11 protein-coding genes are annotated in these 11,111 nt (G+C 63.4%); 9 read left to right on the top strand and 2 right to left on the bottom strand.

Features of this window, described 5'->3' with window-relative positions:
• The first annotated feature begins 555 nt into the window (after nt 1–555).
• The 9 genes from J8I87_RS42135 (at nt 556) to ppk2 (ending at nt 9,084) form a co-directional block, all read left to right on the top strand.
• Nucleotides 556–1,524 (top strand): ABC transporter substrate-binding protein, encoded by a 969-nt coding sequence (locus J8I87_RS42135; RefSeq protein WP_209938471.1) that lies wholly within the window; start codon nt 556–558, stop codon nt 1,522–1,524.
• Between the two features lie 65 nt (nt 1,525–1,589).
• A complete protein-coding gene (locus tag J8I87_RS42130; RefSeq protein ID WP_209938469.1) occupies nt 1,590–3,104 on the top strand; it encodes a sugar ABC transporter ATP-binding protein in 1,515 nt (504 codons plus the stop codon).
• On the top strand, nt 3,101–4,138 hold the full coding sequence (locus J8I87_RS42125) for an ABC transporter permease (RefSeq protein ID WP_209938467.1): 1,038 nt from the start codon (nt 3,101–3,103) through the stop codon (nt 4,136–4,138). The genes J8I87_RS42130 and J8I87_RS42125 overlap by 4 nt, the downstream gene beginning before the upstream one ends.
• On the top strand, nt 4,135–5,232 hold the full coding sequence (gene yjfF / locus J8I87_RS42120) for a galactofuranose ABC transporter, permease protein YjfF (RefSeq protein ID WP_209938466.1): 1,098 nt from the start codon (nt 4,135–4,137) through the stop codon (nt 5,230–5,232). The genes J8I87_RS42125 and yjfF overlap by 4 nt, the downstream gene beginning before the upstream one ends.
• Nucleotides 5,233–6,022: 790 nt before the next feature.
• On the top strand, nt 6,023–6,328 hold the full coding sequence (locus J8I87_RS42115; protein WP_209938465.1) for an acylphosphatase: 306 nt from the start codon (nt 6,023–6,025) through the stop codon (nt 6,326–6,328).
• 78 nt (nt 6,329–6,406) lie between these two features.
• Nucleotides 6,407–7,420: a hypothetical protein gene (locus J8I87_RS42110; protein ID WP_209938464.1), complete on the top strand. Its 1,014-nt coding sequence runs from the start codon at nt 6,407–6,409 to the stop codon at nt 7,418–7,420.
• A 23-nt stretch (nt 7,421–7,443) separates the two neighbouring features.
• Nucleotides 7,444–7,665, top strand: coding sequence for a hypothetical protein (locus tag J8I87_RS42105; protein WP_209938463.1), 222 nt, complete (start codon nt 7,444–7,446; stop codon nt 7,663–7,665).
• Nucleotides 7,666–7,909: 244 nt separating this feature from the next.
• The gene (locus J8I87_RS42100; RefSeq protein WP_209938461.1) at nt 7,910–8,167 is read left to right on the top strand and encodes an RNA-binding protein; all 258 of its coding nucleotides are present in this window, start codon (nt 7,910–7,912) and stop codon (nt 8,165–8,167) included.
• A gap of 65 nt (nt 8,168–8,232) precedes the next feature.
• The gene (ppk2, locus tag J8I87_RS42095) at nt 8,233–9,084 is read left to right on the top strand and encodes a polyphosphate kinase 2 (RefSeq protein WP_209938460.1); all 852 of its coding nucleotides are present in this window, start codon (nt 8,233–8,235) and stop codon (nt 9,082–9,084) included.
• Nucleotides 9,085–9,114: 30 nt separating this feature from the next.
• Here the strand turns inward: ppk2 and J8I87_RS42090 are convergent, their stop codons facing one another.
• Nucleotides 9,115–9,708 (bottom strand): PqiC family protein, encoded by a 594-nt coding sequence (locus tag J8I87_RS42090; protein WP_209938459.1) that lies wholly within the window; start codon nt 9,706–9,708, stop codon nt 9,115–9,117.
• 8 nt (nt 9,709–9,716) lie between these two features.
• The coding region (locus J8I87_RS42085) for an intermembrane transport protein PqiB (RefSeq protein ID WP_209938458.1) at nt 9,717–11,111 on the bottom strand (1,395 nt) is incomplete at its 5' end.

Here is an 11,111-nt window from a genome sequence, read left to right as displayed (position 1 = left end):
GTACATGAAGCCGTTCTTGTCGGCGGTGCCGAACCAGGCGGCGGAGCGCAGTTTGCGGGGTTGGTCGGTCATGGTGTTAGGGTCGATATGACGTCTTATAGTCTTACTATAAATCGCGATGATTCGATTGCGGGCATTCGCTGTGCCATACGATTGGCGGCTACAACGTCCGATTAGTTTTTTCGCATCTGCCTAAAACGTGGGAGCACATCGCATTGCCACGGCTACAGCTTGATAAATAGCATTACGTTTGCGCGGGAGAACGTGGGGAAAACGCTAATCGAAAGCGCACGAAGCCAAACATATAGTTTGGCTATAAAGAAAAGTCAGACACGCGCAATGCAGCCTTCGCACGAGCCGGGCATGCACGGCGCGCAGGGTGTCCGTCACGAGCGCGCACCTGTGCCGGAGGCCGGTCCGGACAGCGTTTTCCAGATTGACCGTCAGTTGCCTGTTTGCAGCAAGAGGTGGCGCAAAGCGTTCGTCGTCGCGTCATGACCGTCGTCGCGCGCGAAAGTGCAGCGCCTGGAAAAACAATCACATCGGAGACGAAATATGAAAGTCGCCACGCGTCTGGCCGCCGGACTGCTCCTCGGAGCGGCGCTCACGGTTGCTGCCAGCATCAACAGCTTCGCCGGGGACAAGCAGATCACGTTGGGCTTTTCGCAGGTCGGCGCCGAAAGCGCATGGCGCACGGCGAATACGGTTTCGGTGAAGACGGCCGCGAAAGACGCCGGCATCAACCTGAAGTTCTCGGACGCGCAGCAGAAGCAGGAAAACCAGATCAAGGCGATCCGCTCGTTCATTGCGCAAAAAGTCGATGTGATTGCGTTTTCGCCCGTCGTCGAATCGGGTTGGGAGCCCGTGCTGACGGAAGCGAAGAACGCGAAGATTCCCGTGATTCTCACGGACCGCTCCGTCGATGTGAAAGACCCGTCGCTGTACGTGACGATGATCGGCTCGGACTTTCTCGAAGAAGGACGGCGCGCCGGGCGTTGGCTCGAAGAGCGCTACAAGAACGAAGCCGGTCCCATCAACATCGCGGAACTGCAGGGCACGGTCGGCTCGGCGCCCGCGAACGATCGTCATGCAGGCCTGATTGAAGTGATCAAGAACGATCCGAAGTTCAAGATCATCGCGTCGCAAAGCGGCGACTTCACGCTCGCGGGCGGCAAGCAGGTGATGGAAGCGTTCGCGAAGACCTATGGCAAGCAGATCAACGTGGTCTACGCGCACAACGACGACATGGCGCTCGGTGCGATCCAGGCGATGGAAGAAGCGGGCATCAAGCCGGGCAAGGACGTGAGCGTGGTGTCGTTCGATGCGACGAAGGGCGGCTTCGAAGCGATGATCGCCGGCAAGATCAACGTCGACGTGGAATGCAGCCCGCTGCTCGGCCCGCAACTGATGACAGCCGTCAAGGATGTGGTCGCCGGCAAGCAGTTGCCCAAGCGCATCGTGACCAACGAGACCGTGTTCCCGATGAACGTCGCCGCGCAGATTCTGCCGCAACGCAAGTATTGAGCCGCTCGATCGCCGCGCGCATCAGGCGCGGCGCCGGATTTCCATACCTTCATCGCGTCACGCCTATGGCCGCACAACCGCTACTCGAAACCATCGGCATCAGCAAGACGTTTCCGGGCGTGAAGGCGCTCTCGGGCGTCGATTTTCGCCTGTTTCCGGGCGAGATCCATTCGTTGATGGGGCAGAACGGCGCGGGCAAATCGACGCTCATCAACGTACTGACAGGCGTGCACGAGCAGGATGCCGGCGAGATCCGCCTCGCCGGCGAACACGTGCGCTTCGCGACGCCGCTCGAAGCCGAGGCCGCGGGCATTCAGACGCTGTATCAGGAAATCAATCTCTGCCCGAACCTGTCCGTCGCGGAGAACATCTTCGCGGGCCGCCAGCCGAAGCGGCGCGGCGCGATCGACTGGAAAGCGATTCATGCGCGCGCGCATGCGGCGCTTGAGGGACTGAACGTGTCGCTCGACGTCACCAAATCGCTCGATGCCTATCCGATCGCCGTGCAGCAGATGGTGGCGATTGCGCGCGCGGTGTCGGTGAAGGCGCGCGTGCTGATTCTCGATGAGCCCACTTCGAGTCTCGACGACGGCGAGGTCGCGCGGCTTTTCGACGTGCTGCGCAACCTCAAGCAGTCGGGCATCGCGATTCTGTTCGTCACGCATTTTCTCGAGCAGACGTATGCGATTTCCGACCGCATCACCGTGATGCGCAACGGCGAACGCGAAGGCGAGTATCTCGCGAAGGATCTGCCCGTCGAGCAGCTCGTCGCGAAGATGGTCGGCCACAACCGGATGACCGAGCGGCTGAAGAGCGGCGCGCCCGACACGCCGCAACAGCGCGCGGGCGTAGCGCCTTTTCTGTCGATGAAGGGTGTCGCGCGCCGTGGCGTGATGAATCCCATCGATCTCGACGTGCAGCCCGGCCAGATCATGGGCCTCGCGGGCCTGCTCGGCTCCGGGCGGACCGAGACGGCGCGCCTGCTGTTCGGTGTCGAAAAGGCGGACGCGGGGACCATGAGCGTCGACGGCAAGGAGGTCAAGCTCAGTTCGCCGCACGACGCCGTGCGCCACGGCATCGGCTATTGCCCGGAAGACCGCAAGAAGGAGGGGATCGTCGCCGCGCTGTCGATCCGCGAAAACATCATCCTCGCGCTACAGGCGCGGCGCGGCTGGCTGCGCGCGATCGGCCGCGCGAAGCAGCGCGAGATCGCGGACACGTATATCGAGCGGCTCGGCATCAAGGCGCACGACGCCGAGCAGCCGATCGGCCTGCTGTCGGGCGGCAACCAGCAAAAAGTGGTGCTCGCGCGCTGGCTCGCCACCGAGCCGAACATGCTGATCCTCGACGAGCCGACGCGCGGCATCGACGTCGCCGCCAAGTTCGAGATCATGGACCGCGTGCTCGCGCTGTGCGCCAAGGGGCTCGCGATTTTGTTCATCTCGTCCGAAGTCGGCGAGGTGGTGCGCGTGAGCCATCGCATCGCGGTGCTGCGCGACCGGCGCAAGATCGCCGACGTGACGGGCAGCGCCGTGTCGGAAGATCAGGTCTACCGGCTGATCGCAGGGGGGAGCGAATGAAGCAGATCCAGGCCGCGTTCAGGCATCAGCTGTCATGGCCCGTGCTGACGCTCGCCGCGCTGTTCGCCATCGACGTGATACACCGCGCGAGCTTCCTGTCGATCGCGATGCTCGACGGCCATCTGTTCGGCGCGCCCATCGACATCCTCAATCGCGCCGCGCCGCTCGTGATCGTCTCGCTCGGCATGACGCTCGTGATCGCCACGCGCGGCATCGACATTTCCGTCGGCGCGATCGTCGCGATTGCAGGCGCCGCTGCCGCCGTCGTGCTCGCCGACGATCCGTCGCGCGTCGGCATCGCGCTCGGCGCAGCGATTGGCGTCGGCGTGCTGGCGGGCATCTGGAACGGCATGCTGGTCGCGTTCGTCGGCATGCAGCCCATCATCGCGACGCTGATCCTAATGGTGGCGGGACGCGGCGTCGCGCAGCTGCTGACGGGCGGCCAGATCATTCCGATCGGCGCGCCAGGCTATCTCGTGTTCGGCGGCGGCTATCTCGCGACCGTGCCGTGTTCCGTATGGATCGCGACCGGCGTGACGGCCGCGACGGCGCTGCTCGTCAATCGCACGGCGCTCGGGCTGTTCATTCGCGCGATCGGCGTGAACCCCGTCGCGACGCGGCTGGTCGGCTTGCGCTCGGGCGCGATCGTGTTCAGCGTCTATGTGTTCTCGGGATTGACGGCGGCCGTCGCCGGCATTCTGGCAAGCTCGAATGTGCGCAGCGCGGACGGCAACAACGCGGGCCTGCTGCTCGAACTCGATGCGATCCTTGCCGTGACGCTCGGCGGCACGTCGCTGCTCGGCGGACGCTTCAGCCTCGCGGGCACCGTGCTCGGCGCGCTTATCATCCAGACGCTTACCTACACCACTTATTCGATCGGCGTGCCGCCCGAAGCGACGCTCGTCGTCAAAGCCGTCGTCGTGCTGTTCGTCAGCGTGATCCAGTCGGGCGCCGCGCGCGCGATGCTCGTGCGTCAATTGCTGCGCGCCGTTGCACTCGTCAGGACCAGGCCGCTCACGGGGACTCCAGAATGAACACCATGCTCGGCAGGCTGCTCGATCCGCGCACGCTGCCCATCGTCGTCACGGTCGTGCTGTTTGCCGTGCTGTTCGGCTTCGGCTCGGTGATGTACACGGGTTTCTTTTCATTGCAGGTATTGCTCGGACTGCTCGTCGATAACGCGTTCCTGCTGATCGTCGCCATCGGCATGACGTTCGTGATCGTGTCGGGCGGCATCGATCTTTCCGTGGGCTCCGTCGTCGCGTTGACGACGATTCTCTGCGCGATCTGCGCCGAGCGCCTGCATTGGCCCGTGTGGCTGATCGCGCCGCTCGTGCTGCTGTTCGGCACGCTGTACGGCGCGGCAATGGGCGCGCTGATCCATTTTTTCCGCCTGCAGCCGTTCATCGTGACGCTGGCGGGGATGTTTCTCGCGCGCGGCGCGTGCTTCCTGATCACGACGCAGTCGATCACCATCAACGAAGCGACCTTTCATGCGATGGCGGGCTTCAGCGTGCCGATAGGCGGCGGTTCGCTGACGGCGGGCGCGCTGATCGCGCTGCTCACGCTGGCCGTGGCGATCTTCGTCGCGCATTTCACGCGCTTTGGCCGCAACGTCTACGCGCTCGGCGGCAACGAACGTTCGGCCTTGCTGATGGGCTTGCCCGTCGCGCGCACGCGCATCGGCGTGTATGCGCTCAGCGGCTTTTGCTCGGCGCTCGGCGGCTTCGTGTTCACGCTCTATGTGCTGTCGGGCTACGGCCTGCAGGCCCAGGGCATGGAACTCGATGCGATCGCCGCGACCGTGATCGGCGGGACGCTGCTGACGGGCGGCGTCGGCTATGTGATCGGCTCCGTGTTCGGCGTCGGCATCCTCGGCACGATCCAGACGCTGATTACCTTCGACGGCACGCTCAGCTCGTGGTGGACGCGGATCGTGATCGGCGCGCTGCTCTGCGCGTTCTGCCTGCTCCAGCGCATCATCGAGCGGCACGCGGCGCGGCGCAAGTCGGGTGGCACGGGGCTCGGCGCGAACGTGACGAAGCCCGCCGACAAGTCCGCGCCGACACACGGCACGAGCACCATCGACCTCGCGAAAATGAGCCCGACGACGTTGAAGCAGTCGTAACGCACGCCGTCTAAGACCCGGCAGCCCGTGAAGGCTCATCGATAAGGTCGCCCGGCGGCAACGGCGCTCCGTGCTGACGTAGCAGACGGCCACGCGAACCAGCTCTACGAACTCACGGGCGCGCGCCTGTGGACGGTTCGCCGATGCCGTCGCCGAGATTGCGAAAGCGACCGGGCGGCCGCTGCGTTTCACGCGCATCACGATCGCGGAGTACGCGGCGGCGCTCGAAGCAGCCCAGCTACCGCCCGACATCGTCGGTCTGATTCGCTACCTGTTCACGGAAGTGCTCGACGGACACAATGCATCCGTGAAGGATGGCGTGCTTCGCGCGCTCGGGCGGCCTGCGCGCGACGGCGGCGGCAGGCGTCTGGAGGCCCGCCGTGCATCACGCGCAGCTTCTGATTGAGCCAGTATGCGTGAGAAACCTTGAAGACAACCCGGAAATTGAACGCTCTCCTTTCTTGACGTTTAGTCGCATAGTTGAACGATCTTCGAAAAGGTCCCGCTCGCGATCGCATGATCCCCGTACGAATACCGCAGTCGCCATCATGCCGATCGCGACCGGGCAGTTTGATGACACGCGATACTCGCTTGTCGAGCGCTTGCTCGCGGTCTTCGAATTCGAAGCGCTATTGGTACAGGCGAGGTACAGGCGACGTTGCGCAGCGCAGCAGCGGCTTTTTTCATACCTTTGAAGCTGCTTCGCGAATCTGATGTCGGCCGCGCTGTGACGGGCATCTCACCCATGCGCGCCAACGCGTCCGGACGGGCTTCATAGGAGGAGGGGAAGATGACGGGCGACATCGATGGCCTGGTGAAAACGCTTCTGGTCAAGGTCTACGGCACAGTCCAAGGTGTCGGCTACCGGGCCGCATGCGTGCAACGCGCGAGGCAACTGGACCTCGCGGGCTGGGTGCGCAACCGGCTGGATGGTTCCGTCGAAGCGCTGCTTCAAGGCGCGCCGGAATCCGTCAGCGAGATGTGCGATGGGATGTGCGACGGCATGTCGGTAGGCCTCGTCGACAGGATGGAAGTCGAGGAACTCGAACCTCCCGTTGCGCGCTTCGACGCGTTCAGGCAGATTCCCGATGCGTAGCGCACGGTCTGCATGCTGCACGCCGGCTTTCTATCGGCTAATGTGTGACCTGTGCCTCTAACGTGAGGGTCATCGGCAATGGGCTTGCTGCTACGGCTTTTCCATCGCAATCGCACGCACGTGTCGCCAGAGAATGCCGCGCGCATCGACGAAGCAGTCGATCGCATCGTCGCCGTTCATCCGCGGCTGAAAATGGCGAACCGTTACCGGTATCGTCTGAAACAGCCTGTGGCGGCGACGCTTCAATACGCGGACCAGCTGATGGCGTCGCTGCCCGCTACGATCGATGCGAATGCCGACGCGTGGGCGGGCAACCCGAGTCTGCGCGCGTTCTTTGCGACACCCGGCGATATCGCTCAGGCGTTCGGCCGCTCGGAAGAGGTGCGCGCATTCTTCGCGCAGCATCCGGGGGCGGCCGATGTCTACGGAACACTCGGGATGGCAATGACCGAGCGGCACGTGCTCGGCGTCGAGCAGGATGGCGACGCGGTCCGTCATGACGTCGCGCAAATCACCTTATGTTTTGGGGATCATCGGATCAGGATGTGTGGGGAAACGGATTCAGCGCTTCGTGACGAGATCGTTCGCAGGCTGATCGATCAAATGGCGCTCGAAGGCCTGTCGATGCTCGCGGCCAGTCGCGCCCAGCACCTCGCGCGCGGGCGCGAACTGATGCAGGAACGCGTCGCGCTGCTGCATCGGCAAGGCACGGGGATATCGTCCGTGGTGGGCGGCGGCGCGGCAGTCGAAGCGGACGAGCTTGCGCGCGTGCAGACGCAGATCGCGCAGAATGCCGAAAGTCTCGCCGCACTCCGTGTGCCGACCGATATCATCGAACTCGAGCTCAAGGGCATCTGCGATGTCCTCGCCAAACCCAATGATTACGTCTACATCAGGAACCGGCGCATACGCATCGACATGATGAACGTGATCCAGGAAGGCGGCAGCAAGCGCGGCAGTGAGATCGAATTTCACTTTGCACGCGTTCCCGGCGTCACGCCGGAAATGCGCGCGTTCGCGCTGGTTCGTTTCGACCGGCTGGATCTGCCGCCCGGGGGATTGCAGATCGACGCGGCCATGCGCGCGCTGTAGGCGCAAAGCACGTAGGTTGGAAAATGATCAAGCGCGTTCTGGCGTTGTCGGCTTTTACGGCAGGCCTTTTCGTTTCGTTTGCGTTGCCGCAGCAAGCCGTCGCGCAGCCCGCCGCGACGAAGGCCATGCAGGACGCGCAGCGCAAGGCAGAGCAAAAGGTACGCGAAACCAAAAAGAAGGACCGTGACCAGGCTCGGGCTCCGGCGCAGAAGCAGGAAAGCGACAAGTCGGCATCCGCGCCATGAAAGTCTGCGTCGACAGAGGTCCGCTCATGCAAATGGATCGGATGGTCGTGCTTCATTTCGGTTTGCGACTCGATTGCGTCGAGCGTTGCGCGTTTCGCATTAGTCGGAAAATCCGACAATCGGCGTGGAAAGTCATAGACTATTTCCAAAAGCAGTTCTGTTTGCCCTGCAATAAAGACCGGTCTGCGAAGCATGGTCGAAACTTCGGAGCGTTAAACAGACTTTCCAAAAGGAGAACGTCGTTATGGCTGAACTTTGGGTAGGCAATGTCGAAAACGAAACGACCGACGAAGAAATCAAAACGTTCCTGTGCCACTACGGCTTTCCGCCGTTCGATACGATCCAGCGCGTGGAGGGAACGGGTGAGCGTCCCGCGGTGCTCATTGGCTGGAACGACGTGGGCGCGCATGTGCTCCACAGTTTGCAGCCGCGCATCCATAACATGTTCTGGAAAAGCCGCACGCTCACGGTTCAGGTCGTCCCCGAGCGGGACGAAACCTGAGGCCGGTCCAGCCCATGCCGCGCATGGGCGACAGCGATCAACATGGCAGTCACGGGAGACTGGCGATGGCTGACACAAGGAATGAAAAGAACGGAACGAATGGCAAACATGCGGATGATGCGCATGAAGACGCAAAAGGATATGGGCGTCTGAAGAACAGGCAGTACGAGAAAGAACTTGCGGCCCTGCACGTCGAACTCGTGAAGCTCCAGGAGTGGGTCGTGCAAACGGGCGCGAAGGTGTGCGTGCTCTTCGAAGGGCGCGACGGCGCAGGCAAGGGGGGAGCCATCAAGGCGATCACCGAGCGCGTGAGCCCGCGCATATTCCGTGTCGTCGCGCTGCCCGCGCCGACCGACCGCGAAAAGACCCAGATGTATATCCAGCGCTATCTCCCGCATCTGCCTGCCGCCGGCGAGATCATTCTGTTTGACCGAAGCTGGTATAACCGCGCGGGCGTCGAGCGTGTGATGGGCTTTTGCACCGAAGAGCAGGTGCAGCACTTCCTGAAGGTCGTGCCGCTGATCGAGCACGCGATCACTCAATCGGGAATCATTCTTCTGAAGTACTGGCTCGAAGTCAGCGAAGAAGAGCAGACACGCCGGCTCGAAGCGCGCATCAGCGACGGGCGCAAGGTCTGGAAGCTCTCGCCGATGGATCTGCTGTCATACAGCCGCTGGTATGACTACTCGCGCGCGCGCGACGACATGTTCGCTGCAACCGATACCGACCTGGCGCCCTGGTTCGTCGTGAGGTCGGACGACAAGAAGCGCGCGCGCCTGAACCTGATCACGCATCTGCTCGACAGCATTCCGTACAAGACGATGCCGCGCGAAAAAGTGAAGCTGCCGAAGCGTCAAAAGCCCGAAGGGTACAAGGAGCCGAACCGGCCGAAACGATTCGTTCCGGAGAAGTTCTAAGCGCAGCGGACTCGCGCGCCCGGCTATGCTTCACGGCGGCGGCGCGCGCAGCATCGCCGCCGCAATGTCGCGGCTCACCGATGCGAGCGCCCGGCTTTGCGCGGCGACGAGTGCGTCATAGCCCGCGTCGGGCGCCGGCTCGCGCACAATCGAGCGGCCGGTCAGCAGCGTCGTGCGGCCCGCGACATGCACGGTCCACAATGCGTCGATGGCGACGGCTTCGCCGGGCATCGAGTCGAACTGCACGATATCGACGCGCACGCGCCACGCCTGGGTATCCGCGACGGACTGCGACGACATCGACACGCGATCGGACCCCAGCAGCCGCGCCAGATCGCCCGCGATCGTGGCGGCGACGCCGCTTCTGATCGGCTCGCCCCAGCGCGCGAATTCGTTGAGCGCGACCTCGTTGTTCGACATACGCGTGACGATCTGCGGCCGGTCGATGAGGTCGGGCACGGTCACGGGGCCGACGACCACCGTGCCCGTCAGCGCGTCGCCGCTGCGCTGCAGCGACGCGTCGCTGCTCAACGTGTAGAAGCTCGTCGGCGGCGACTTGCATCCGTTCAGTGAGGCCGCAATGCCGGGCATCAGCAGGGCGGCGGCAAGGCGGCTGAATCGCATGAGCGGTTTCACTTCGCGTCCCCCGTTTTGCCGCGCACCAGCGCTTCCGGATGCCGCTGCAGATAGTCGGACAGCGCCCGGAACGAGGCGGCCGTGCGGGCCAGTTCGCGCACTGCGTCGCTGGTGTCCTGCTGCAATGCCGAGTCCGGCTGCAACGCTGTGTTCGCGGAGTCGAGCGTCGCTTGCGCCGCCGACAACGCGCTCTTCGCCTGCGGCACCACCTGCGTATTGAGGTTGCGCATGAGCAGCGCGCTATTGGCGAGCGTCTGTTGTGCGTTGTTGCCGATCTGTTCGAGCGGCAGCTTGTCGATGCGCGCGATGATCCGGTTCATCGCCTCCTGCAGCGATTGCATTCCGCTTGGCGTGGTGGGCAGCTCAGGCGGCGTGCGGTTCCAGTCGATGTGCGCTTTCGGCGCATTCGGGAAGAACTCGAGCGAGACATACAGCTGGCCCGTAATCAGACTGCCCGTTTTGAGCTGACCGCGCAGACCCCGATCGACGAGGAAATCGGCCATCGCCCGGGGGTTGTCGCTTAGGCGGCCGCCTTTTAGCGCCGCTGCATAACGTGACGTGAAGCGCTCGGGATAGAACTTGATTTCGACGGGGATGCTGATCTGCTTCGTGTCGGGATCGAAGCGTGTGTAGATCGCCGAAACCTCGCCGACCGTGATGCCGCGAAAATCGACTGGCGCGCCCACGACCAGTCCGCGCACCGAACCGGGGAAAACGAACACGTACGTTTCGACGATCTTGTCATGCACCTTCATTGCTTCGTCACGCGTGGGGAACAGCGTGAACAATGCGTGCTGCGCGGCTTCGGGTTGATTCAGCGACGCCATGGGCGTCTCGAACGCGAGCCCGCCGATCAGGATCGACACCACCGACTGCGTATTGACCTTCACGCCTTCCGTGCCGAGCGTGACGTCGATGCCGCCCGCTTGCCAGAAGCGCGAGTCGGCGTTGACGTAGCGGTCGTACGGCGCGTTGATGAACACGCGCAGCGTGACGCCGCCGCCGTCCTTGTCGAGTTCGAACGACGTCACCTGGCCCACCTGCAGACGCCGGAAATATACGGGCGTGCCGACGTTGAGCGAGCCGAGGTCGGCAGCCTTCAGCACGAACTCGCGGCCCGGCACGTCGCTCGCGAACACGGGCGGTGTTTCGAGTCCCGTGTAGTCGCGCCGCTCCCGTTTTGTGCGGCCGATGTCCATGCCGATATACGCGCCCGACAGCAGCGTGCTGATGCCCGAGACCGTGCCGCCCGCGATGCGCGGCCTCACCACCCAGAAGCGCGTATCGTCGACGAGCATGTCGGTGGCGTCGCGCGTGAGCTCGGCCGTGGCGATCACGCGCTTATAGTCTTTCGACAGCGCCACTTTCTTCACGACGCCGATATCGACGTC

It is taken from the genome of Paraburkholderia sp. LEh10 (assembly GCF_017814945.1).
GTDB lineage: Bacteria > Pseudomonadota > Gammaproteobacteria > Burkholderiales > Burkholderiaceae > Paraburkholderia.
Note: the sequence above shows the minus strand (reverse complement) of the source record. Positions and strands in the feature narration are given on the sequence as shown.

What these genes read in the sequence shown, in the direction of transcription:
- J8I87_RS42105 (WP_209938463.1), top strand. Translation starts at nt 7,444, where the DNA reads ATGATCAAGCGCGTTCTGGCGTTGTCGGCTTTTACGGCAGGCCTTTTC.
- yjfF (WP_209938466.1), top strand. Translation starts at nt 4,135, where the DNA reads ATGAACACCATGCTCGGCAGGCTGCTCGATCCGCGCACGCTGCCCATC.
- J8I87_RS42135 (WP_209938471.1), top strand. Translation starts at nt 556, where the DNA reads ATGAAAGTCGCCACGCGTCTGGCCGCCGGACTGCTCCTCGGAGCGGCG.
- J8I87_RS42100 (WP_209938461.1), top strand. Translation starts at nt 7,910, where the DNA reads ATGGCTGAACTTTGGGTAGGCAATGTCGAAAACGAAACGACCGACGAA.
- J8I87_RS42110 (WP_209938464.1), top strand. Translation starts at nt 6,407, where the DNA reads ATGGGCTTGCTGCTACGGCTTTTCCATCGCAATCGCACGCACGTGTCG.
- J8I87_RS42090 (WP_209938459.1), bottom strand. Translation starts at nt 9,708, where the DNA reads ATGCGATTCAGCCGCCTTGCCGCCGCCCTGCTGATGCCCGGCATTGCG.
- ppk2 (WP_209938460.1), top strand. Translation starts at nt 8,233, where the DNA reads ATGGCTGACACAAGGAATGAAAAGAACGGAACGAATGGCAAACATGCG.
- J8I87_RS42125 (WP_209938467.1), top strand. Translation starts at nt 3,101, where the DNA reads ATGAAGCAGATCCAGGCCGCGTTCAGGCATCAGCTGTCATGGCCCGTG.
- J8I87_RS42130 (WP_209938469.1), top strand. Translation starts at nt 1,590, where the DNA reads ATGGCCGCACAACCGCTACTCGAAACCATCGGCATCAGCAAGACGTTT.
- J8I87_RS42115 (WP_209938465.1), top strand. Translation starts at nt 6,023, where the DNA reads ATGACGGGCGACATCGATGGCCTGGTGAAAACGCTTCTGGTCAAGGTC.